This is a genomic window from Streptomyces sp. NPDC039424 (assembly GCF_055639495.1).
This window is the reverse complement of record NZ_JBVKAI010000001.1, coordinates 370,604-392,981: the sequence shown is the minus strand read 5'-3', so window position 1 is coordinate 392,981 and position 22,378 is coordinate 370,604. Positions and strand designations below refer to the sequence as shown.

Sequence of the window (22,378 nt, the reverse complement as noted above, 5' to 3'; positions counted from 1 at the left end):
CGGCGCGCTCGTCCTTCTCGCCCGCTGGTACACCGGGCTGCGCGGAAGCTACCCGCGCCCGCTCCCGGAATCCTTCTCCGGTGACGTGAGCAACTCCACGTACGCGCCGAAGGATTCGGCGAGGCTCGCCAGCAGCACCCTCCCCTTTTCGGCCGAGCCCAGGGAAGGACGGCCGATGACACCCGATTCGGTATAGGCGGACATTCCCACGGTGAGCAGATGACGGCGGTCGTCCGCGACGAAATCGGCGGACTCATAACCAGGACGGACCAATTCGGGATGAGCGTGCAGCAGAATGGAGGTCTCGATTTCTCCGGCGTGCATGTCGGTCAGCAGCGAGGTGAGCACCCCGGCCCGCTCCCGCGCCGCCTCCCAGTCCTCCGCGGACGGGAACAGCGCCATCCGCTCACCGCGCGCGGAGGCCTCCTGGACCACGTTGCCCAGCACGTAGTTGCCGCCGTGCCCGTTGACCACCACGAGCACGTCGACGCCCGAGCGGCGCAGCGACGCCGCGATGTCCCGTACCACCGCGTGGAGCGTCACCGAGGAGATGCTGACGGTCCCCGCCCAGGCCGCGTGCTCGTGCGAGCAGGAGATCGTCACCGGAGGAAGGAGGTGCACCGGGTGCGTCGCAGCGATCTCCCGGGCGACGGCACAGGCGACCAGCGTGTCGGTCGCCAGGGGAAGATAGGGGCCGTGCTGCTCGAAGCTGCCGACGGGAAGGACGGCGACCTGTGTTGAGACGCCCGCCCCCCGGGTCCGTACGTCTTCGGAGGTGTCCGCCGGCACCAGTCCGCAGGCCGCCGTACGCGCACCCGAACCACTCATTTCTTCACGGCCTTTCGTCTCTGCTTTAGGAATCAGATCATGACAGAAAAAATCGGCGTACTCGGCAAGAAGTCACCGCAGCGCACGGGTGTGGAACGCGTCGTGAATGCGCCACTGCCCACGGTGTACGGCAAGTTCCAGGCGGTCGGTTACCTGGACCACGACCGCGGGGACGAGCAAGTGGCCCTCGTCTACGGCGACATCGGCTCCGAGGGCGTGCTCACCCGGCTGCACTCGGAGTGCCTGACCGGCGACGCGTTCGGCTCCCAGCACTGCGAGTGCGGCGACCAACTGGCCTCCGCGCTGCGCGCCGTGGTCGCCGAAGGCAGCGGCATCGTCGTCTACCTCAGAGGGCACGAGGGCCGCGGCATCGGCCTGCTCGCCAAGCTGCGCGCGATGGCCCTGCAGGCGGAGGGCCTGGACACCGTGGAGGCGAACCTCGCCCTCGGACTGCCCGTCGACGCCCGCGACTACGGCGTCGCAGCCGAGATACTGCACGACCTCGGCGTGAACTCGGTCCGTCTGATGTCCAACAACCCGCGCAAGCGCGAGGCGTTGCTGCGGCACGGCATCCAGGTCGCCGAGCAGGTTCCGCTGCTGATCGCGCCGTGCGAGAACAACATCACCTATCTGCGGACGAAGCGGGAGCGGCTGGACCACCACCTGCCCCATCTGGACGCCGTCGCGCACCTGTCCTGAATACGGGCCCGGAGATCCGGACAGGAAGAGGGCATGACCGAGGCGGCCTCTTCCTCTCCGGGACCGGGGCGCCCGAGTGCCGGGGAGGCGCCACGTGACCATGAGGGCCGCGGTCGTGATCGTCGGCGGCGGGGTGACCGGCACCAGCGTCGCCTGCCACCTGGCCCGTGCGGGGGTCCGTGACGTCGTACTGGTCGAGCGCGACGAACTGGCCGCCGGGTCCACCTCGAAGGCGGCGGGCGGGGTGCGCGCCCAGTTCTCCGACGAACTCAACATCCGGCTGGGCGCCCGCAGCCTCGCGGCCTTCGCCCGGTTCGAGCAGGACACGGGGCACGACATCGGACTGCGCCGGGTCGGCTATCTCTTCCTGCTGTCGACGCCCGAGCAGGTGGCCTCCTTCGAGAAGAGCGTGCGCCTGCAGAACTCCCTCGGCGTGCCCAGCCGCCTGATCACCCCCCAGGAGGCGCGCCGCCTGTCCCCGCTGATCAGCACCGACGGTCTGCTGGCCGCCGCCTTCTCCCCGGACGACGGCCACTGCACGCCCGAGGCCGTCGTCCACGGCTACGCCTCCGTCGCCCGCTCCCACGGCGTCCGGATCCTGCGCCACACCGAGGTCACCGGCATCGAACTGCGCGGCGAGCGGATCACGGCGGTGACGACCACCCTGGGCCCGATCGCCACCGGCACGGTGATCTGCGCGGCGGGTGCCTGGTCGCGGGCGGTCGGCGCGATGGCCGGCGTGGACCTGCCGGTGACGCCGCTGCGCCGCCAGATCGCCGTCACGGAAGCCGTGCCCGGCCTGCCGCCCGCGCTGCCGATGACGATCGACTTCACCACCAGCCTCTACTTCCACGCCGAGGGCCCCGGCCTGCTTCTGGGCATGTCCGACCCCGACGAGACGCCCGGCTTCGCCACCGACACCCACGACCGCTGGATCCCCCGGCTCACCGAGGCCATGGAACGGCGCGCCCCCGCCCTGCTCGACCTGCGCCGCACCGGCGGCTGGGCGGGCCTGTACGAGGACACCCCCGACCACAACGCGCTGATCGGCGAAGCGCCTTCGGTATCCCGTTTTCTGTATGCGACCGGCTTCTCGGGACACGGCTTCCTCCAGGCACCCGCCGTCGGCGAGGTCGTCCGCGACCTGTACCTGGGCCGCGTACCCTTCCTGGACGTCCGTCCCCTGAGCGCCGGCCGTTTCGCGGCCGACGCCCCGCGCCCGGAGGCCAACCTGGTATGACCGATCTCCATCTGTGGCTGCGCCACGAGGACCGTACGACGGAACGCCGCACGCCGGTCGTCCCCGCCGACGCCCGGCGCCTCGTCGAGGCCGGGGTGGCACTGACCGTCGAGGAGTCCGCACAACGGATCTTCCCGGCCGGGGAGTACGAGGCGGTGGGCGCCCGTATCGCGCCCGCCGGGTCGTGGGTGTCGGCGCCCCGGGACGCCGTGATCCTGGGCCTGAAGGAACTCCCCGACCAGCCCGGCGAACTGGCGCACCGTCATATCTTCTTCGGGCACGCCTACAAGCGGCAGCCCGGCGCCGCCGCCCTGCTGCGCCGCTTCACGGCCGGGGGAGGGGCGCTGCTCGACCTGGAGTACCTGGTGGACGACGGCGGGCGCCGCCTGGCCGCCTTCGGATACTGGGCCGGATACCTCGGCGCGGCCCTGGCCGCGCTCCAGCAGCGGGGCAGGCTCGGCGCGCCGCTCACGCCCACCTCCAAGGAGGAGCTGGACGAGGTCCTGCGGCCGGCCGCCGGGGACGAGGCGTTCACGGCGCTGGTGATCGGCGCCCTGGGCCGCAGCGGTCGCGGGGCGCGGGCCGCCTTCGCCGCCGCCGGCACCGAGCCGGTCTGCTGGGACCTGGCCGAGACCCGCGCCCTGGACCGCCGCGCGCTGCTGGAGCACGACGTGCTGGTCAACGCGGTGCTCGCGATCAGCCCCGTCCCGCCGTTCCTGCGCGAGGAGGACCTCGACGCCCCGGGCCGCCGTCTGCGCACCCTGTGCGACGTCACCTGCGACGTCGGCTCGCCTCTGAACGTGCTGCCGGTGTACGACCGCACCACCGACTGGACGGATCCCGCGCGCCGGCTGCGGGGCGAACCGCCGCTGGACCTGATCGCCATCGACAACCTGCCCTCCCTGCTGCCCCGGGAGTCCAGCACCGACTTCTCCGCCGCGCTGCTGCCCCAGCTGCTGGACTTCACCACCGGCTCCGGCCCGTGGCGGCGCTGTCTCGACCGGTACGACGAGGCACGCCGGGAACTCGGCGTCACCGAAGGGGGCTCGCGCGATGCCTGACCTGCTCACCGCGAGCGGCACGGTCCACTGGGTCGGCGCGGGGCTGTCCACGGGCAGCGGTCTGCCCGCGCTGTGCGACACCGCCGCACGGGTACGGCTGTGGCACCGCACCGAGGAGCGCGCGGCCCGGGCCCTCGCCGGGCTGGGCCTGACCGGGCGGGCCGAGCCGCGGGCGTTCACGCTCCCGGCGCTCGCGGCCGAACTGGCGCCCGGCGACGTCGTCGTGTCGATGCTCCCGGCGCCCGAGCACGCCGGTCTGCTGGCCGCGTGCGTCAGACGGCGCGGCCACTTCGCCTGCTCCAGCTATGTCTCCCCGGCCGTACTGGACCAGGTCCCGGCGGCCCGGGAGGCGGGGCTCGCCGTCCTCACCGAGGCGGGTCTGGACCCCGGCATCGACCACCTCTTCGCGCACAGCCTGATCGGCAGGGCGCGGGCGGCGATCGGCGACGCCACCCCGGCGACGTACCGCCTCACCTCGTACTGCGGTGGCGTCCCGGCCGTCCCCAACGACTTCCGCTACCGCTTCAGCTGGGCGCCCGCCGGAGTGCTGGGCGCCCTGCGCTCACCCGCCCGCTACATCGAAGGCGGCGCCGAGACCACGGCCGAGCGCCCCTGGGAGGCGACCCGGCCGCACACGGTGGACGGGGAGACCTTCGAGGCGTATCCCAACCGCGACAGCGTCCCGTTCGTCGAGCAGTACGACCTGCCGGCCGCCTGGACACCGCATACATTCGTCCGCGGCACCCTGCGCTTGGCCGGCTGGCGGGACGCCTGGGCGTCCGTGTTCGAGGAACTGAAGGGCGGCGACGACGCCAGGATCGCGGCGCTGGCCCGGGAGCTGGCGGCCACGTATCCGACGACGGAGGCCGACCGCGACCGTGTCGTCCTCGCCGTCTCCCTGGATGTGGACGCGGGCCCGGGCCGCACCTGGTCCGGCAGCTGCCTGCTGGACCTGGTGGGCGACGCCGAGGAGAGCGCCATGGCCCGCTGCGTCTCCCGGCCCCTGGCCCTCGGTGTCCGCCACATCCTGGACGGCGGCCTGCCGCCGGGCCTGAGCCGGGCGGCCGGGACACCGGCCCGCTCGGAGCAGTGGCTCACCGAACTCGCCGCGGAGGGACTGGACTTCAGCGTCCGGCTCGGCCCTTAGGCGTGGAACGTGTTCAGTCGACGACCGCCTCGTGCACCAGGCGCTTCAGCTCCGGGAAGATCTTCAGCGTCTTCGGGCGCACCTGCGTCATGAACTGCACGGTCAGATCGCGGCCCGGGTCGATCCAGAACGTGGTGGTGGCCACGCCGCTCCAGCCGTAGGTGCCCAGCCCCACGGGGGCCACGGTCCGGGCGGGGTCGGTGACCACGGAGACGTTGAAGCCGAAGCCGACGCCCGCGTTGTGGGGCTCCTGGTGGGCCGGGGTGCCGAAGGAGCGCAGGTCGGCGCCGCCGGGGAGGTGGTTGCTGGTCATCAGGGCCACCGACTCGGGGGAGAGCAGCCGGGTGCCGTCCAGTTCGCCGCCCCGGCGGAGCATCTCCATGAACCGGTGGTAGTCGTGGGCGGAGGCGACCATGCCGCCGCTGCCGGACAGGAAACGGGGACGGCCGTGCACCGGGAGCCCGGGGATCGGCTCGATACCGCCGGAGTCGGTCTCGCCGTACAACTCGGCGAGCCGGCCGGACTGTCCGGGCGTGACCTCGAAGCCCGCGTCCGTCATCCCGAGCGGACGAAAGACGCGGTCGGCGAGGAACCGGTCGAGCGGCTGCCCGGAGACCACCTCGATCACCCGGCCGAGCACATTGGAGGCGACCGAGTAGTTCCACCGCGTGCCCGGCTCGAACTGCAGCGGCAGGCGCGCGTACACCTCCATCGTCTCGGCCAGGTCCGCGCCCGGCGGCACCGACGATTCCAGACCGGCCTCGCGGTAGAGGGCGTCGACGGGGTGGGAGTAGTAGAAGCCGAAGGTGAGGCCCGCGGTGTGGGTCAGCAGGTGGCGCAGGAGGATCGGGCCGTCGGCGGGGCGGGTCTGCACCTCGGCGCCGGAACCGCTCACGTACACCCGGGGGTTCGCGAAGGCCGGGAGGTGGCGCTCCAGCGGATCGTCCAGCGACAGCGCGCCCTGCTCGGCCAGCAGCAGCACGGCGACCGCGGTGACCGGCTTGGTCATGGAGTAGATCCGCCACAGGGTGTCCGGCTCGACCGGCAGACCCGCCGCCCGGTCGCGGTGCCCGTGCACGGTGAGGTGGGCGACTCGGCCGCCGCGCGAGAGAGCCACCAGGAAGCCGGGCAGACGCCCTTCGTCGACGTAGTGGGCGACGGACTGGTCGAGGCGGTCCAGCGCCTTCGCGTCCAGCCCGGCCTCGCCCGGGTCGACTTCCTGCCGCAACTGTGCCATCGCTCTCCTTAGGCCGTGTCCGACCCGGTGCGGTCCGTCATACCCCGCGGGGACGACCTCAGACCTCACCGGACGTCGTCGGACCTCATCGTCGCAGGAAGCCCGGCGGGCTCCCGCGCATCCGCGCCGGGTGTGATCGACACGACGCGGCGTCCGGGCAGCGCCCGGGACGCCACCGCGCCGGCCGCGGCCACGGCCGCCAGAACCGACAGCGTGGGTACGGTCCCCGCGCCCACCAGCGAGGTCGCCGCCGCCACGCCCAGGGTCGGCCCGACGTTCAGCGCGGTCTGCTGCAGCCCGCCCGCCACCCCGGCCGAGCCGGCTTCCGCCCGCCGTACGACGACGTGCGTGGCCGCCACCATCACCGTGCCGAACCCGGCGCCCAGCAGCGCGAACCCGGCGCCCAGCGCGAACGTGCCCGACGCCCGGGACAGCACCAGGACGCCGGCCGCGAGGACCGCCATCGCGGCCCCGGTCGTACGGCGGGCGCCCACCCGGCGCAGCAGCACCGCGCACCCGGGGGCGGACAGCACCATCAGCACCGCCAGCGGCAGGCTGCGCAGGGCGCTGTCGAACGGGTCGAGGCCCAGCTCGCCCTGGAGGACGTAGGTGACGGTGAACAGCGTGCCGAACAGCGAAGCCGACGCGGCCACCAGGATGCCCAGCGCCGCCCCCGCCGCCTTCGAGCCGACCACCTCGGGCGGCAGCAGCGGGCTCACGGCCCGCCGCTCGTGCCGGACGAAGGCGGCGCCGGCGAGCGCGGCCAGGGCCGCCACGGCCACCGTCCGCGCGGACACCGGCCGGGCGACCAGGGCGTGGACCAGGCAGCCGAGCGTCACCGCGAGGAGCAGCGCGCCGGGCAGGTCCAGCCGGGGCCCGGCCGGCCGGGCCCGCCCGGTGTCGCGCGCGGCGAGCGCGAGCACGCCGAACCCGCAGGCGGGCAGCACGTTGAGGAAGAACACGGCCCGCCAGCCCAGCCCCGTCACCAGCGCCCCGCCCACGACCGGCCCGGCGGCGGCCGCCAGGCCGATCGCGGCGGTGCGCACCGCGAGCGGCATCGCCAGCCGGTCCGGCGGGAACGTGGTGCGCAGCATCCCCAGCGTGGCCGGCTGCAACAGCGCGCCGCACACGCCCTGCGCCGCCCGCAGCGCGATCACCCAGCCGACGTTGGGCGCCAGGCCGATGCCCGCCGAGGTCGCCCCGAAGCCGAGCATTCCGCAGGCGAACATCCGCCGCTGGCCGTACCGGTCGCCCAGCCGCCCGGCGAACACCAGCAGGCCGGCCACCGCGATGAGATAGGCCGTACTGGTCCACTGCACCTGCGCGAACGACGCGTGCAACTCCCGTTGCAGGGTGGGCTGGGCGACCGTGAGGACCGTGCCGTCCAGGGCGACGACCACGGCGCCCGCCACGCTGCTCGCCAGCGTCAGCGGACGGTTCACCGCGCGTCCTCGGGACCGAGGTGGGCGTCCAGCGCCAGCCGCAGCAGGGGCAGGAAGTGGTCGCCTCCGGTGGCGAGTTGGAGGCTGCCCCAGGCCCACAGCTGGGCGATGCCGTGCAGGTTCGCCCACAGGGCGCCCGCGACCAGGCGGGCGTCGGCGTCCGGACGCACCTGGCCGACGAGTTCCGCCAGCAGGCCGAACAGCGGCAGGCTCGTCTCCCGGAGCCCCAAGTGACCGCTGGCCAGCAGATCGTGACGGAACATCAGCTCGTACATGCCGCGGTTGTCCAGCGCGAACTCCAGGTAGACCCGGCCCAGCAGCGTCAGCCGCGCACGCGGGTCCGCCGGGGCGTTCGCGAGCGCCGCCCGCGCCCGGTCGGCCAGGTCGCTGAAGCCGCGGCGCGCGATGGCGGACAGCAGTTCCAGGTGGGTCGGGAAGTACCGGCGCGGGGCTCCGTGGGAGACCCCGGCCCGGCGGGCGATCTCCCGCAGGGTCAGCGCTCCGGCGCCCTCGGCGGCCACCAGTTCCACACCTACGTCTACCAGGCGGGTCCGCAGGCCCGCCCCGGATTCACTCAAGGGCATAGACAGTGTCTACCAGCCGCGCGTAGACACTGTCTACTCGGGAATGCGGAAGCGCCCCGGGCCAGTTGATCCAGACATGACTCAGGACGCGACGCAGGACGCACTGCTGAAGCTGCTCTCCGAGGGCCACGACGGGGTGCTGGTCACCCTCAAACGCGACGGCCGGCCCCAGCTGTCGAACGTCAACCACGCCTACTACCCCGACGAGCGGATCATCCGCGTCTCGCTCACCGACGACCGCGCCAAGACCCGCAACCTGCGCCGGGATCCCAGCGCCTCGTACCACGTCACCACCGCCGACCGGTGGGCGTACACGGTCGCCGAGGGCACCGCCGACCTCTCGCCCGTCGCCCGGGACCCGCATGACGAGACGGTCGAGGAGCTCATCCGCCTCTACCGCGACGTCCGGGGCGAGCACCCCGACTGGGACGACTACCGGGCGGCCATGGTCCGCGACCAGAGGCTGGTGCTGCGGCTGCGCGTGGAGCGTGCATACGGTATTCCGAAGGCGTAGGCGTCTCGGGCGGGGATCGCATACGGTCTACGCGCCGTCGGTCCGCGCCTCGATCGCCCGCAGAACCGCCACCATGTCCTGACCGCCGTACCCCCGCTCCACCGTCTCCTCGAAGAGGGCGTGGCAGACGTCGAGGAGCGGGGAGGCCAGGCCGGCCTTGCGGGCGGCCTCGGCGATCAGCCGGTTGTTCTTCAGCACGTCCAGGGCCGCGGCCTGCACCGCGAAGTCACGGGCGTGCAGCTTCGGCGCCTTCATGCGGGAGACGCCGCTGGCCATCGGCCCCGCGTCCAGCACGTCCAGGAAGAGCCGCCGGTCCAGACCCTGCCGCTCGGCGAAGTGGAACGCCTCCGTCAGCCCGGTCACCAGCGTGATCAGGAACAGGTTCACCGACAGCTTCATCAGCAGGGCGGCGGGCGCCGGGCCGCAGAGGAACGTCTCCCGGCACAGGGGCGACAGCAGCGGCCGTACGCTCTGAACGGCCCTCTCCTCACCGGCCAGCATGGCCACCAGCTCGCCCCGCTCCGCCGGGACCCGTGATCCGGACACCGGGGCCTCCACGTACCGCCCGCCCGCCGCGCGGACCGCGGCTTCCAGGCCGCGTGAGTACTCGGGCGAGGTGGTGCCCATGTGGACGACGGTCCGGCCGGCGACCCGCGCCGCGAAGTCCGGGGTACCGCGGCCGAGGACGGCGTCGGTCGCGAGGTCGTCGGCGAGCATCAGCAGCACCACCGCGGCCCGCCCGAACACGCCGTCGGCGTCGGCCGCCACCTCCGCGCCGGCCGCGCGCAGCGGCTCCGCGCGGGCGGCCGTGCGGTTGTAGACCACGAGCGGCGTGCCCGAGGCCGCCAGCCGCAGCGCCATGGGCTGCCCCATCACTCCGAGACCGATGAAACCGACCCGCATGGAGACCACCCTCCGATCGAGGGGCGACTATGACAGCGGTCATAGTAGCGGCTGTTATGACGCCGGTCATAGGGTGGTGCCCGGGAAACATGGCCGTACGGTGCCGGGAGGTCGACGATGGCGGAGTCCCGGCGGGGGCCGCGCGAGCGGATGGTGTACAGCGCGGCCCAGCTCATCCGGCGCGACGGAGTCACCGCGACCGGCATGCGGGACGTCGCCGCGCACGCCGGGGCGCCGCGCGGCTCGCTGCAGCACTACTTCCCCGGCGGCAAGGAACAGCTCGTCAACGAGGCCGTCGACTGGGCGGGCCGGTACGCGGGCGGGCGGATCGCGCGCTTCCTGGCCGGGCTGGACCGGCCGACGCCGAGCGGGCTGTTCGCGGCGATGGCGCGGCAGTGGACCGACGAGTACGAGACGGCCGGCTTCGCCGCCGGCTGCCCGGTGGCCGCGGCCACCGTGGACTGCGCCTCCGCCGGGAGCTCCACCCGCGAGGCGGTCGCCGCCGCCTTCGCCTCCTGGCGGCGCCCGCTGGCCGGCGCCCTCATGGACCTGGGCGTGCCCGCCGCCCGGTCCGACGCGCTGGCCACCCTCATGATCAGCGCCCTGGAGGGTGCCATCCTGCTGGCCCGCGCCGAACAGGACGTACGGCCCCTGACAGCCGTGGTCCAGGAACTCGGTCCGCTCCTCGACTCCGCCGTACGCCCGTCATGAGAGGCCGACGGGCGGCCCGCACCGGGCCGCCCGTCCGTCCGTGAATCCGTGGGTCCGCGGCCCGGCGTCAGGCCGACACCTTCTCCGCGCGTGAGGCCTCCCGCCCCGCCCGCTCGCCCAGCTCCTCGGTCGGGACCCGGTGGGTCTCCCGGGCCGAGAGGGCGGCGACGACCGGCGGGACGCACAGGGCCGCCGTGAACAGGGCCACCGCCGACCAGTCGTCGCCGCCGGGACCGGCGACCTGCGCGGCGAAGGTGACCGCGAACCCGGCGACTGCGAAGCCGGTCTGCGTACCGATCGCCAAGCCGGACAGGCGGACCCGGGTGGAGAACATCTCGCCGTAGAAGGAGGGCCACACGCCGTTCGCGGCGCTGTAGACCACGCCGAAGGCGAGGACGCCCGTCAGCAGGGTGAGCGGGTAGTTGCCGGTCGAGATCGCCCACAGGTACAGGAACATCGTCACCGCGCTGCCGGCCGCGCCGGCCAGGTACACCGGGCGGCGGCCGATCCGGTCCGACAGCGTCGCCCACAGCGGGATCGCCGCCAGGGCGACCAGGTTGGCGAGGGCCCCCACCCACAGCATCGAGGACCGGGACATGCCGACGGAGTCGCTGGTGGCGTAGGCCAGGGACCACACCGTGAAGATCGTGCTCACCGAGGCGATGAGGGCGCCCGCGATCACCCGCAGCACGTCCCGCCAGTGCTCGCGCACCAGCACCAGCAGCGGCAGCCGGACGACGCCCGCGCTCGCCGCCTCCCGGGCGAAGGCCGGGGTCTCCTGCAGCTTGCGCCGGATGACGTAGCCGACGACGGCGACCGCCACGCTCAGCCAGAACGGCACCCGCCAGCCCCAGGACAGCAACTGGTCCTCGGGCAGCTGGGCGACAAGGAGGAAGACGAGGGTGGCGATCAGCTGACCGCCCTGGGTGCCGCTCAGGGTGAAGCTGGTGAAGAACCCGCGCCGGTGTTCCGGCGAGTGTTCCAGGCTCATGGAACTGGCGCTGGCCTGCTCGCCGGCCGCCGAGATGCCCTGCAGCACCCGGCACAGCACCAGCAGCACGGGCGCGAGGGAGCCCACCTGGGCGCGGGTGGGCAGACAGCCGATGAGGAACGTCGACAGGCCCATCAGGATCAGCGTGAACACCATGATCTTCTTGCGGCCCAGCCGGTCGCCGACATGGCCGAGGAAGAGCGCGCCGACCGGGCGGGCGGCGTAGGCGACGCCGAACGTGGCCAGCGACAGCAGGGTCGCGGTGGCCGGGTCGGAGGCGTCGAAGAAGACCTTCGGGAAGATCAGCGCGGCGGCGCTGCCGTAGATGAAGAAGTCGTAGTACTCCAGGGCGCTGCCGATCCAGGCGGCTGTCGCGGCCTTCTTGGGCTGGCCGGGCGGGGCGGCGTCCGGGGGCGCGGCGGGGACGGACACGGCGTGCTCCTTCGGGGGACTCCACCGTAGGCGGAGTGAGCGGAAAGCGGGGGAACGCGTGAGGAAGCGCATGCGGCCGGATCGCGGCTAATGAACCCACTGGATAGTTAGTGGCGGTGGGTGGGATGTTGCGCCGGTGTTTCCCCGCTGTCAAGAGGTCGCGCGCGGCCCGCTCAGCCCGCCGCGCGCTCCGCCGTCAGGTAGGCGATCACCATGTCGCCGAGCATGGCGCGGTAGTGCTCGCGCTGCGCGGGGTCGACGAGGTCCCGCCCGAACAGGGCGCCGAAGGTGTGCCGGTTGGCCACCCGGAAGAAGCAGAACGAGCTGATCATCGCGTGCAGGTCGACCGCGTCCACGTCGGCCGTGAACAGGCCGGAGGCCTGGCCCGCCGCCAGGATGCGGCGGATCACCTCCAGGGCCGGCGAGCCCATCCTGCCGAGTTCCTCGGAGGCGGCGATGTGCTCGGCGCCGTGGATGTTCTCGATGCTGACCAGGCGGATGAAGTCGGGGTGGCGCTCGTGGTGGTCGAAGGTGAGCTCGGCGAGGCGGCGGATGGCCGCGACCGGGTCGAGATGCTCGACGTCGAGCTGCTGTTCGGCCTCGCGGATCACGCCGTACGCCCGCTCCAGGACGGCCGTGAAGAGCTGCTCCTTGCCGCCGAAGTAGTAGTAGATCATCCGCTTGGTGGTGCGGGTGCGGGCGGCGATCTCGTCGACGCGGGCGCCGTCGTACCCGGCCCGGGCGAACTCCTGCGTGGCCACGTCGAGGATCTCGGCCCTGGTGCGGGCGGCGTCACGGATGCGCCCGGTGTCGCGTGCCGGTTCGTCGACGGCTGTCATCGGGTTCCTTCGGGCGTAGGGCCAGTGCCCGTGATTGTAGAAGCAGGGCTCCGGGCCGCCGACGGGATCTTCCCCGGAAGGCCTCCGGGAGCGTTCCGGGGGTCTTCCGGGAGCTCGCCACCGTCCTCGCCGGGGCTTCCCCGGGGCTCGCCGGGCTGATATAGCTAACGTACCGGTTCGTACATTAGGCAGTGGCTCAGGAGGTCTGCGTGGCCAGGGACTCGTATCTCGTCGGGCTCGTCGGTGCGGGCATCGGGCCCTCGCTCAGCCCAGCCCTGCACGAGCGGGAGGCCGGCCGGCAGGGGCTGCGCTACGTCTACCGGCTCATCGACATCGACACGCTCGGCGTCCGCCCCGAGGCGGTGGGCGACCTGGTACGGGCCGCCCGAGACCTGGGCTTCGACGGGCTGAACATCACCCACCCGTGCAAACAGCTCGTCCTGGAGCACCTCGATACGCTCGCCCCGCAGGCCGAGGCGCTCGGCGCGGTCAACACCGTCGTCTTCGGCGACGACGGCCGGGCGACGGGCCACAACACCGACGTCACCGGCTTCGCCGCGTCCTTCGCCCGCGGGCTGCCGGACGCGCCCCTGGAGCGGGTGGTGCAACTCGGCGCGGGCGGCGCGGGCGCGGCCGTCGCGCACGCCACCCTCACCCTGGGCGCCGGGCGGGTCACCGTCGTCGACGCGCTGCCCGAACGGGCCGCCGCCCTCGCCGCCTCCCTGAACCGGCACTTCGGCGCCGACCGGGCGGCCCCCGCGGCCCCGGCCGCACTGGCGGAGCTCCTGGAGCGGGCCGACGGCATCGTGCACGCCACCCCCACCGGCATGGCCGCCCACCCCGGCCTGCCCTTCCCGGCGGACCTGCTGCACCCGCGCCTGTGGGTCGCCGAGGTCGTCTACCGCCCACTGGAGACCGAGCTGCTGCGCACCGCCCGCGCGACGGGCTGCGCCACCCTCGACGGCGGCGGCATGGCCGTCTTCCAGGCGGTGGACGCGTTCCGCCTCTTCACCGGGCGGGAACCCGACAGCGCCGCGATGCTCACCGACTTCGCCGAGCTGGCCGACGGCGCGGTCGCGGCACGCAACTAGCCCGGCGCGGCCCGCCGGCCAGGAAGAGAGGAACCGAGGTGCGTACGTCCATCGCCACCGTCTCCCTCAGCGGATCCCTCACCGAGAAACTCACCGCCGCCTCCCGGGCGGGCTTCGACGGCGTCGAGATCTTCGAGAACGACCTGCTCGCCAGCCCCCTCACCCCCGAGGAGATCCGCACCCGCTGCGCCGACCTCGGCCTGAGCATCGACCTCTACCAGCCGATGCGCGACATCGAGGCCGTCCCCGCCGACGAGTTCGCCCGCAACCTGCGCCGCGCCCGGCACAAGTTCGAGCTGATGCGCAGGCTCGGCGCGGACACCGTCCTGGTGTGCTCCAGCGTCTCCCCGCTGGCCGCGGACGACGACGGTCTCGCGGCCGCACAGCTGAGCGAACTCGCAGGTCTGGCACAGGACTTCGGCATCCGCGTCGCCTACGAGGCGCTCGCCTGGGGGCGCCACGTCAGCACCTACGACCACGCCTGGCGGATCGTCGAGACGGCCGGCCACCCGGCCCTGGGCACCTGCCTGGACAGCTTCCACATCCTCTCCCGCGGCAGCGACCCCAAGGGCATCGAGGACATCCCCGGCGAGAAGATCTTCTTCCTGCAGCTGGCGGACGCCCCCCGGCTCGCCATGGACGTGCTGCAGTGGAGCCGCCACTACCGCTGCTTCCCCGGACAGGGCGGCTTCGACGTCGCCGGGCTCCTCGGGCACGTCCTGCGCACCGGCTACGACGGCCCGCTCTCCCTGGAGGTCTTCAACGACGTCTTCCGGCAGGCCGAGGCGGGCCCGACGGCCGTGGACGCGCGGCGCTCGCTGCTGCTGCTGCAGGAGGCGGCCGGGGTGGCGGCGCCGCCCGCGCCGGTGGTGCCGACGGGCGTCGCCTTCGCCGAGCTCCTCACCCCGGACGCCGAACCGGTCACCGCGGTGCTGGGCGCGCTGGGCTTCGCCCGTACCGCCCGCCACCGCGGCAAGCCGGTGGACCTGTGGGAGCAGGGGAAGGCCCGGATCCTGGTGAACACGGGAGCCGCCGTGCGCCGGGACGGCACCGCCCTCACGGCGGTCGGGCTGGAGTCACCGAACCCGGCGGGCGCCGCCCGGCGCGCCGAGGCGCTGCTGGCCCCGGTCCTGCCCCGCCGGCGCGCCCCCGAGGACGCCCCGATCGAGGCGGTGGCCGCCCCCGACGGCACGGAACTGTTCTTCTGCGCCACGAACCGTCCCCCTCTGCCCGACTGGCGGGCCGACTTCGCGGACGTGCCGCACACCCCCGCGGGCGGCTCGGTCACCCGTGTCGACCACCTCGCCCTCACCCAGCCCTGGCACCACTTCGACGAGGCGGCCCTCTTCCACCGCGGCGTCCTCGGCCTGGACGCCCAGGAGAGCGTGGACGTGGCCGACCCCTACGGCCTGCTGCGCAGCCGCGCCGTCACCAGCACCGACGGCGGCGTCCGCATCGCCCTGACCGTCGGCGCCGCCCCCACCGACGACGGCGCCCACGCCCAGCACATCGCCCTGGCCACCGACGACGTGGTGACGGCCGCCCGCCGCTTCCGCGCGGCCGGCGGCCGTCTGCTGCCCATCCCCGCCAACTACTACGACGACCTGGCCGCCCGGTACGAGTTCACCGACGGGCAGTTGGAGACGTACCGCGACCTCGGCATCCTCTACGACCGGGACGCGGGCGGCGCCTTCAGGCACTGCTACACCGCCACCGTCGGCCGGGTCTTCTTCGAACTGGTCCAGCGGGATCCCGGCCACCGGGGGTACGGCGCCCAGAACGCTCCCGTACGCCTGGCGGCGCAGCACGCGCGGCGCTAGCGCGTGCCGCGCCGGTTCAGGGCTGGGTGTTCCACTCCGCGATCACCGGCCGCCCGTGCTCCGTCGACAGACGGCTGAGGGTGCCGGTGGCCAGCTGGAAGAGGCGGCCGTCGGCGGGCGGCAGGCCCAGCCGGCGGGCGGTCAGGACCCGCAGGAAGTGGCCGTGGGCCACGAGGACCACATCGCCCTCGTCGCGGGCGAGGGCCGTGTCCACGCGGGACAGCACCCGGTCGGCGCGCCGGCCCACTTCGGCGGCCGACTCCCCGGGGTGTCCCTCGGGGCCGGGCGGCACGCCGTCCGTCCACAGGTACCAGTCGGGGCGGGTGCGGTGGATGTCGGCGGTGCTGACGCCCTCGTACCCGCCGTAGTCCCATTCGTGCAGGTCGGGGTCGGGTACGGCCCCGGTCAGGCCCGCGAGGTCGGCGGTGCGTATCGCCCGGCCGAGCGGGCTGGTGAGCGTCAGGGCGAAGGTCCGGCCGGTGAGGAGCGGAGCGAGGGACTTGGCCTGTTCCTCACCGCGCTGGGTGAGGGGCAGGTCGGTGAAGCCGGTGTGCCGTCCCGACACGCTCCACTGCGTCTCACCGTGGCGGACCAGCAGGAGGTCCCCCACGGCCGGTCAGTCCTTCGCCGACTCGACGGCGTGCCCGCCGAACTGGTTGCGCAGCGCCGCGATCATCTTCATCTGCGGGGAGTCGTCCTGGCGGGAGGCGAACCGGGCGAAGAGGGAGGCGGTGATCGCCGGGAGCGGCACCGCGTTGTCGATGGCCGCCTCGACGGTCCAGCGGCCCTCGCCGGAGTCCTCCGCGTAGCCGCGCAGCTTGTGCAGGTGCTCGTCCTCGTCGAGGGCGTTGACGGCGAGGTCGAGCAGCCAGGAGCGGATGACGGTGCCCTCCTGCCAGGAGCGGAACACCTCGCGGACGTTGTCCACCGACCGGACCTTCTCCAGGAGCTCCCAGCCCTCGGCGTAGGCCTGCATCATGGCGTACTCGATGCCGTTGTGGACCATCTTGGAGAAGTGCCCGGCGCCGACCCTGCCCGCGTGGACGTAGCCGTACGGGCCCTCCGGCTTGAGCGCCTCGAAGATCGGCTTCAGCCGCTCCACGTGCTGCTTGTCGCCGCCGACCATCAGGGCGTAGCCGTTCTGCAGGCCCCACACGCCGCCGGAGACACCCGCGTCGACGAAGCCGATGCCCTTGACGCCGAGTTCCGCGGCGTGCTTCTCGTCGTCGCTCCAGCGGGAGTTTCCGCCGTCGACGACCGTGTCGCCCTCGGACAGCAGGTCCCCGAGCTCGTCGATGACGGACTGGGTGGCGGTGCCGGCCGGGACCATCACCCACACGGTGCGCGGGGCGTCGAGCTTCTCGACCAGTTCGGCGAGGTTCTTGACGTCGGAGAGTTCGGGGTTGCGGTCGTAGCCGACGACGGTGTGGCCCGCGCGGCGGATCCGCTCGCGCATGTTGCCGCCCATCTTGCCGAGGCCGATGAGACCCAACTGCATGGCTGCCATGATCAGTTCACTTCTCTCTAAGCGTTCTTCTGAGCGTTCTTGAGCGAGCGGTACGCGGCCACGAGGGCACGGGTGGACGGGTCGAGACCGGGCACGTCCGCGCCCTCGGTCAGAGCGGGTTCGACGCGCTTGGCGAGGACCTTGCCGAGCTCCACGCCCCACTGGTCGAAGGAGTCGATGTTCCAGACCGCGCCCTGCACGAACACCTTGTGCTCGTAGAGGGCGACGAGCTGGCCGAGGACCGACGGGGTCAGCTCGGGGGCGAGGATCGTCGTGGTGGGGCGGTCGCCCGGGAAGGTGCGGTGCGGCACCTGCTCCTCGGGCACGCCCTCGGCGCGCACCTCGTCGGCGGTCTTGCCGAAGGCCAGGGCCTGGGTCTGGGCGAAGAAGTTCGCCATCAACAGGTCGTGCTGGGCCGCCAGTTCCCCGCGGAGCCCGGCCACGGGCCGGGCGAAGCCGATGAAGTCCGCCGGGATCAGCTTCGTACCCTGGTGGATCAACTGGTAGTAGGCGTGCTGCCCGTTGGTGCCGGGCGTGCCCCACACCACCGGACCGGTCTGCCACTGGACCGGACGGCCCTGCCGGTCCACGGACTTGCCGTTGGACTCCATGTCCAGCTGCTGCAGATAGGCCGTGAACTTCGACAGGTAGTGGCTGTACGGCAGCACCGCGTGCGTCTGGGCGTCGAAGAAGTTGTCGTACCAGATGCCCAGCAGGCCCAGGATCAGCGGCGCGTTGGCCTCGGCGGGCGCGGTCCGGAAGTGCTCGTCGACGGTGCGGAACCCGTCGAGCAGCTCCCTGAACCGCTCCGGTCCGATGGCGATCATCAAGGACAGGCCGATCGCGGAGTCGAACGAGTACCGGCCGCCGACCCAGTCCCAGAACGCGAACATGTTGTCCGGGTCGATACCGAACCCGGTGACCTTCCCGGCGTTCGTCGACAGGGCGACGAAGTGCTTCGCGACCGCCTTCTCGTCGCCGTCGAGGCCCTCCAGCAGCCAGGAACGGGCCGAAGTCGCGTTGGTGATCGTCTCGATGGTGGTGAAGGTCTTGGAGGCGACGATGAACAAGGTCTCCGCCGGGTCCAGGTCGCGGATCGCCTCGTGCAGGTCGGCGCCGTCCACGTTCGACACGAAACGCACGGTCAGCTCCCGCGCGGTGTACGGGCGCAGCGCCTCGTACGCCATCGCCGGGCCCAGGTCGGAGCCGCCGATGCCGATGTTGACGACGTTGCGGATCCGCCTGCCGGTGTGACCGGTCCACTCGCCGGAGCGGACCCGCTCGGCGAAGGCGGCCATCTTGTCCAGGACCGCGTGGACCCGCGGTACGACGTTCTCGCCGTCGGCCTCGACCTCCGCGTCCCGGGGGGCGCGCAGCGCGGTGTGCAGCACGGCCCGGTTCTCGGTGACGTTGATCCGCTCGCCGCGGAACATCGCGTCCCTGAGAGCGGACACGCCGGTGGCGGCGGCCAGTTCCCGGAGCAGGGCGAGGGTCTCGTCGGTGACCAGGTGCTTGGAGTAGTCGATGCGCAGATCACCGACGGTGACGACATACCGCTCGGCGCGGGCGGGGTCGGCCGCGAACAGCTCCCGCAGGCTCGGCCGCTGCAGCGCGCTTGCGCGGTGGTCCTCCAGGGCGGCCCACTCGGGCCGCCGGGTGAGCTCGGGCACGTCAGACATGGGCGGGGATCTCCTTGGCGCCCTCACCGCGCAGGGCGACGGCGTACATCTCGTCGGCGTCGAGGCGGCGCAGCTCCTCGGCGATGAGTTCGGAGGTGGCGCGGACCTTCAGCGCGAGGGTGCGCGGCGGCTGGCCCGGCAGGGTCAGCGTGGCCAGCGGGCCCTCGGGCCGGTCGATGACGATCTCGCCGTTCTCGGTGCCCAGGCGTACGGCCGTGACGACCGGACCGCCGGTGACCACCCGGTCCACCGTGACCTGGAGGCGGGCCTCGAGCCAGCGGGCGAGCAGCTCGGCGCTGGGGTTGTCCGCCTCGCTCTCCACCGCCGCCGAGATCACCTTCACCCGGGCCTGGTCCAGGGCCGCGGCCAGCATCGACCGCCACGGGGTGAGCCGGGTCCAGGCCAGGTCGGTGTCGCCGGGCGCGTAGGAGCGTACGCGGGCCTCCAGGGCTTCGAGGGGGCGCTCGACGGCGTACATGTCGGTGATCCGGCGCTGCGCGAGCGCGCCGAGCGGATCCTTCGCCGGGTTCTGCGGCGCGTCCACCGGCCACCACACGACCACCGGCGCGTCCGGCAGCAGCAGCGGCAGGACCACCGAGTCGGCGTGGTCGGACACCTCGCCGTAGGTGCGCAGCACGACCGTCTCGCCGGTGCCGGCCTCGGAGCCGACCCGCACCTCCGCGTCCAGGCGGGACTGGGTGCGCTCGCGCGGGGTGCGGGCGTGCCGCTTGATGACGACCAGGGTGCGCGAGGGGTGCTCGTGCGAGGCCTCCTCGGCGGCCCTGATCGAGTCGTAGGCGTTCTCCTCGTCCGTGACGATCACCATCGTCAGGACCATGCCCACGGCGGGCGTCCCGATGGCGCGGCGGCCCTGCACCAACGCCTTGTTGATCTTGCTTGCCGTGGTGTCGGTCAGGTCGATCTTCATGGCCTGCGCCAGCTCCGTCCGTCTCGTGCGAGCATCTCGTCTGCTTCCTCGGGGCCCCACGTGCCCGCCGGGTACTGGGCCGGCCTGCCGTGCGCCGCCCAGTACTCCTCGATCGGGTCGAGGATCTTCCAGGACTCTTCCACTTCCTGGTGACGGGGGAACAGGTTGGCGTCGCCCAGCAGCACGTCCAGGATGAGCCGCTCGTACGCCTCCGGGCTGGACTCGGTGAACGACTCGCCGTAGGCGAAGTCCATCGACACGTCCCGGATCTCCATCGAGGTGCCCGGCACCTTGGAGCCGAACCGGACCGTCATGCCCTCGTCCGGCTGGACGCGTATGACGATGGCGTTCTGCCCGAGCTCCTCGGTGGCCGTGGAGTCGAAGGGGGAGTGCGGGGCCCGCTTGAAGACCACCGCGATCTCGGTGACCCGGCGGCCCAGCCGCTTGCCGGTGCGCAGGTAGAAGGGCACACCCGCCCAGCGGCGGTTGTCCACCTGCAGCTTGACGGCTGCGTAGGTGTCGGTCTTCGAGCGGGGGTCGATGCCCTCCTCCTGGAGGTATCCGGGCACCTTCTCCCCGCCCTGCCAGCCCTCCGCGTACTGACCGCGCACGGCGTTCGGGCGCAGGTCCTTCGGCAGCCGGACCGACTTCAGCACCTTCAGCTTCTCGGTGAGCAGCGCCTCGGCGTCGAAGGCGATGGGTTCCTCCATCGCGGTGAGGGCCATCAGCTGCAGCAGGTGGTTCTGGATGACGTCGCGGGCGGCGCCGATGCCGTCGTAGTAGCCCGCCCGGCCGCCGATGCCGATGTCCTCGGCCATGGTGATCTGCACATGGTCGACGTACGACCGGTTCCAGATCGGCTCGTACATCTCGTTGGCGAAGCGCAGCGCCAGGATGTTCTGGACGGTCTCCTTGCCGAGGTAGTGGTCGATCCGGAACACCTGGTCCGGTTCGAACACGTCGTGCACGATCGCGTTCAGCTCGCGGGCGCTCGCCAGATCGTGCCCGAACGGCTTTTCGATGACGGCGCGCCGCCAGGCGCCCTGCGGGGGGCTCGCCAGGCCGTGCTTCTTCAGCTGCCGCACCACCTTGGGGAAGAACTTCGGCGGTACGGAGAGGTAGAAGGCGAAGTTGCCGCCGGTGCCGCGGGAGGCGTCCAGCTCGTCGACGGCCGCGCGCAGCTGCTTGAACGCCGTGTCGTCGTCGAAGTCGCCGGGGATGAACCGCATGCCCTCGGCGAGCTGCTGCCAGACCTCCTCGCGGAACGGGGTGCGCGCGTGCTCGCGGACGGCGTCGTGCACCACCTGCGCGAAGTCCTGGTCCTCCCAGTCGCGGCGGGCGAAGCCCACCAGGGAGAAGCCCGGCGGCAGCAGGCCGCGGTTGGCCAGGTCGTAGACGGCCGGCATCAGCTTCTTGCGGGACAGGTCACCGGTCACCCCGAAGATGACCAGCCCCGACGGGCCCGCGATACGGGGCAGCCGCCGGTCGCGCGGATCGCGCAGCGGGTTCACCCAGTCGGCCGCCAAGGCGACCGGCACCCGCACCTCGGCAGGTGCCGCCTCCCGGGCTTCGTTGGTGGTCATTACGCGTCAACTCCCTTGCTGTTCAAGGACTTCGTGACCGCGTCCAGCAGCTCCTGCCAGGCCGCCTCGAACTTGGCGACGCCCTCGGTCTCGAGCTGCCGGACGACCTCGTCGTAGGAGATCCCGAGCCGCTCGACGGCCGCGAGGTCGGCGCGGGCCTGCGCGTAGCCGCCGGTGACCGTGTCGCCGGTGACGGCGCCGTGGTCGGCGACCGCGTGCAGGGTGGTCTCCGGCATGGTGTTGACCGTGCCGGGCGCGACCAGATCGTCTACATACAGCGTGTCCTTGTATGCGGGATCCTTCACACCGGTGGACGCCCACAGCGGACGCTGCCTGTTCGGCCGGTCCCCGGCCAGGGCGAGCCAGCGCTCGCCGGCGAAGACCTCCTCGTACGCCTCGTAGGCCAGGCGCGCGTTGGCCAGCGCGGCCCGGCCCTTGAGCGCGAGGGCCGCCTCGGTGCCCAGGACCGTCAGCCGCTTGTCGATCTCGGTGTCGACCCGGGAGACGAAGAAGGAGGCCACGGAGTGGATGGCGGACAGGTCCAGGCCCTTGGCGCGGGCCTTCTCCAGACCGGCGAGGTAGGCGTCCATCACCGCGCGGTAGCGCTCCAGGGAGAAGATCAGCGTGACGTTGACGCTGATGCCCTGGCCGACGACCTCGGTGATGGCGGGCAGGCCCGCCCGGGTCGCCGGGATCTTGATCATCACGTTGGGACGGTCGACGAGCCAGGCGAGCTGCCGGGCCTCGGCGACGGTGGCCGCGGTGTCGTGGGCCAGGCGCGGGTCGACCTCGATGGAGACCCGGCCGTCCCGGCCGCCCGTCCGCTCGTATACAGGATGCAGAATGTCGGCGGCGGACCGCACGTCGGCGGTCGTCAGCATACGCACCGCCTCGTCGACCGTGACGCCCCGCACGGCCAGCTCCGCCAGCTGCTCCTCGTAGCCCGCGCCGGAGCCGATGGCGGCCTGGAAGATCGACGGATTGGTGGTGACGCCGACGACGTTCCCGGCCTCGACCAGCCCGGCGAGGTCGCCGGAGTCGATCCGCTCGCGGGACAGGTCGTCCAGCCAGATCGACACGCCCTCGTCGGCGAGGCGCTCAAGTGCTCCCGCGGTCGCGGTCGCTTCGGTCACTGTGATCAT

Annotated in this window: 21 protein-coding genes; 8 read left to right on the top strand and 13 right to left on the bottom strand. The window is 72.6% G+C overall.

Translation table 11 applies throughout. The annotated features are described in order from the left end of the window. Nucleotides 1-48: 48 nt before the first annotated feature. Nucleotides 49-828: a creatininase family protein gene (locus ACZ7L0_RS01865; RefSeq protein ID WP_471240409.1), complete on the bottom strand. Its 780-nt coding sequence runs from the start codon at nt 826-828 to the stop codon at nt 49-51. A gap of 39 nt (nt 829-867) precedes the next feature. Here ACZ7L0_RS01865 and ribA point away from each other — a divergent pair, with 39 nt between their 5' ends. The 4 genes from ribA to ACZ7L0_RS01845 all read left to right on the top strand — a co-directional run bounded on the left by ribA (nt 868) and on the right by ACZ7L0_RS01845 (nt 4,975). Then, nucleotides 868-1,527: a GTP cyclohydrolase II gene (gene ribA, locus ACZ7L0_RS01860; protein ID WP_471240408.1), complete on the top strand. Its 660-nt coding sequence runs from the start codon at nt 868-870 to the stop codon at nt 1,525-1,527. A gap of 100 nt (nt 1,528-1,627) precedes the next feature. Next, nucleotides 1,628-2,767 (top strand): NAD(P)/FAD-dependent oxidoreductase, encoded by a 1,140-nt coding sequence (locus tag ACZ7L0_RS01855; RefSeq protein ID WP_471240963.1) that lies wholly within the window; start codon nt 1,628-1,630, stop codon nt 2,765-2,767. Next, entirely contained in the window at nt 2,764-3,828 is a 1,065-nt protein-coding gene (locus tag ACZ7L0_RS01850; RefSeq protein ID WP_471240407.1) for a saccharopine dehydrogenase, read from the top strand. The genes ACZ7L0_RS01855 and ACZ7L0_RS01850 overlap by 4 nt, the downstream gene beginning before the upstream one ends. After that, nucleotides 3,821-4,975 (top strand): saccharopine dehydrogenase family protein, encoded by a 1,155-nt coding sequence (locus ACZ7L0_RS01845; protein WP_471240406.1) that lies wholly within the window; start codon nt 3,821-3,823, stop codon nt 4,973-4,975. Before ACZ7L0_RS01850 ends, ACZ7L0_RS01845 begins: the two co-directional genes overlap by 8 nt. Before the next feature lie 13 nt (nt 4,976-4,988). Here the strand turns inward: ACZ7L0_RS01845 and ACZ7L0_RS01840 are convergent, their stop codons facing one another. The 3 genes from ACZ7L0_RS01840 to ACZ7L0_RS01830 form a co-directional block, all read right to left on the bottom strand. Beyond that, the gene (locus ACZ7L0_RS01840) at nt 4,989-6,212 is read right to left on the bottom strand and encodes a serine hydrolase domain-containing protein (RefSeq protein ID WP_471240405.1); all 1,224 of its coding nucleotides are present in this window, start codon (nt 6,210-6,212) and stop codon (nt 4,989-4,991) included. A 65-nt stretch (nt 6,213-6,277) separates the two neighbouring features. After that, on the bottom strand, nt 6,278-7,654 hold the full coding sequence (locus ACZ7L0_RS01835) for an MFS transporter (protein WP_471240404.1): 1,377 nt from the start codon (nt 7,652-7,654) through the stop codon (nt 6,278-6,280). Beyond that, entirely contained in the window at nt 7,651-8,238 is a 588-nt protein-coding gene (locus ACZ7L0_RS01830) for a TetR/AcrR family transcriptional regulator (RefSeq protein ID WP_471240403.1), read from the bottom strand. Before ACZ7L0_RS01830 ends, ACZ7L0_RS01835 begins: the two co-directional genes overlap by 4 nt. A gap of 76 nt (nt 8,239-8,314) precedes the next feature. Between ACZ7L0_RS01830 and ACZ7L0_RS01825 the strand changes: the two genes are divergently transcribed. Continuing rightward, a complete protein-coding gene (locus ACZ7L0_RS01825) occupies nt 8,315-8,752 on the top strand; it encodes a PPOX class F420-dependent oxidoreductase (protein WP_471240402.1) in 438 nt (145 codons plus the stop codon). A 27-nt stretch (nt 8,753-8,779) separates the two neighbouring features. On the opposite strand, the gene ACZ7L0_RS01820 is transcribed toward ACZ7L0_RS01825, so the two are convergent. Next, nucleotides 8,780-9,655, bottom strand: coding sequence for an NAD(P)-dependent oxidoreductase (locus ACZ7L0_RS01820; RefSeq protein ID WP_471240401.1), 876 nt, complete (start codon nt 9,653-9,655; stop codon nt 8,780-8,782). Nucleotides 9,656-9,772: 117 nt separating this feature from the next. Here ACZ7L0_RS01820 and ACZ7L0_RS01815 point away from each other — a divergent pair, with 117 nt between their 5' ends. Next, entirely contained in the window at nt 9,773-10,366 is a 594-nt protein-coding gene (locus ACZ7L0_RS01815; RefSeq protein WP_471240400.1) for a TetR/AcrR family transcriptional regulator, read from the top strand. Nucleotides 10,367-10,433: 67 nt separating this feature from the next. Here the strand turns inward: ACZ7L0_RS01815 and ACZ7L0_RS01810 are convergent, their stop codons facing one another. Both ACZ7L0_RS01810 and ACZ7L0_RS01805 read right to left on the bottom strand, forming a co-directional pair. Continuing rightward, complete coding sequence (locus ACZ7L0_RS01810) at nt 10,434-11,789, bottom strand: MFS transporter (RefSeq protein ID WP_471240399.1); 1,356 nt, start codon at nt 11,787-11,789, stop codon at nt 10,434-10,436. 173 nt (nt 11,790-11,962) lie between these two features. After that, complete coding sequence (locus ACZ7L0_RS01805) at nt 11,963-12,628, bottom strand: TetR/AcrR family transcriptional regulator (protein ID WP_471240398.1); 666 nt, start codon at nt 12,626-12,628, stop codon at nt 11,963-11,965. A gap of 209 nt (nt 12,629-12,837) precedes the next feature. On the opposite strand from ACZ7L0_RS01805, the gene ACZ7L0_RS01800 reads away from it, so the two are divergent. Beyond that, nucleotides 12,838-13,719 carry a shikimate dehydrogenase gene (locus ACZ7L0_RS01800; RefSeq protein WP_471240397.1) on the top strand — a complete coding sequence of 294 codons (882 nt, stop codon included), beginning with the start codon at nt 12,838-12,840 and terminating at the stop codon, nt 13,717-13,719. A gap of 38 nt (nt 13,720-13,757) precedes the next feature. After that, nucleotides 13,758-15,539 (top strand): bifunctional sugar phosphate isomerase/epimerase/4-hydroxyphenylpyruvate dioxygenase family protein, encoded by a 1,782-nt coding sequence (locus tag ACZ7L0_RS01795; protein WP_471240396.1) that lies wholly within the window; start codon nt 13,758-13,760, stop codon nt 15,537-15,539. Between the two features lie 16 nt (nt 15,540-15,555). Here the strand turns inward: ACZ7L0_RS01795 and ACZ7L0_RS01790 are convergent, their stop codons facing one another. From ACZ7L0_RS01790 to tal, 6 genes are read right to left on the bottom strand one after another with little or no spacing between them, the layout of a single operon-like run. After that, entirely contained in the window at nt 15,556-16,149 is a 594-nt protein-coding gene (locus ACZ7L0_RS01790; protein ID WP_471240395.1) for a histidine phosphatase family protein, read from the bottom strand. 6 nt (nt 16,150-16,155) lie between these two features. Continuing rightward, on the bottom strand, nt 16,156-17,037 hold the full coding sequence (gnd, locus tag ACZ7L0_RS01785; protein WP_471240962.1) for a phosphogluconate dehydrogenase (NAD(+)-dependent, decarboxylating): 882 nt from the start codon (nt 17,035-17,037) through the stop codon (nt 16,156-16,158). A 26-nt stretch (nt 17,038-17,063) separates the two neighbouring features. Then, a complete protein-coding gene (pgi, locus tag ACZ7L0_RS01780) occupies nt 17,064-18,725 on the bottom strand; it encodes a glucose-6-phosphate isomerase (RefSeq protein WP_471240394.1) in 1,662 nt (553 codons plus the stop codon). Continuing rightward, nucleotides 18,718-19,653 carry a glucose-6-phosphate dehydrogenase assembly protein OpcA gene (opcA, locus tag ACZ7L0_RS01775; protein WP_471240393.1) on the bottom strand — a complete coding sequence of 312 codons (936 nt, stop codon included), beginning with the start codon at nt 19,651-19,653 and terminating at the stop codon, nt 18,718-18,720. The genes pgi and opcA overlap by 8 nt, the downstream gene beginning before the upstream one ends. Next, on the bottom strand, nt 19,650-21,236 hold the full coding sequence (zwf, locus tag ACZ7L0_RS01770; RefSeq protein ID WP_471240392.1) for a glucose-6-phosphate dehydrogenase: 1,587 nt from the start codon (nt 21,234-21,236) through the stop codon (nt 19,650-19,652). Before zwf ends, opcA begins: the two co-directional genes overlap by 4 nt. Continuing rightward, complete coding sequence (gene tal, locus ACZ7L0_RS01765) at nt 21,236-22,378, bottom strand: transaldolase (protein WP_471240391.1); 1,143 nt, start codon at nt 22,376-22,378, stop codon at nt 21,236-21,238. The genes zwf and tal overlap by 1 nt, the downstream gene beginning before the upstream one ends.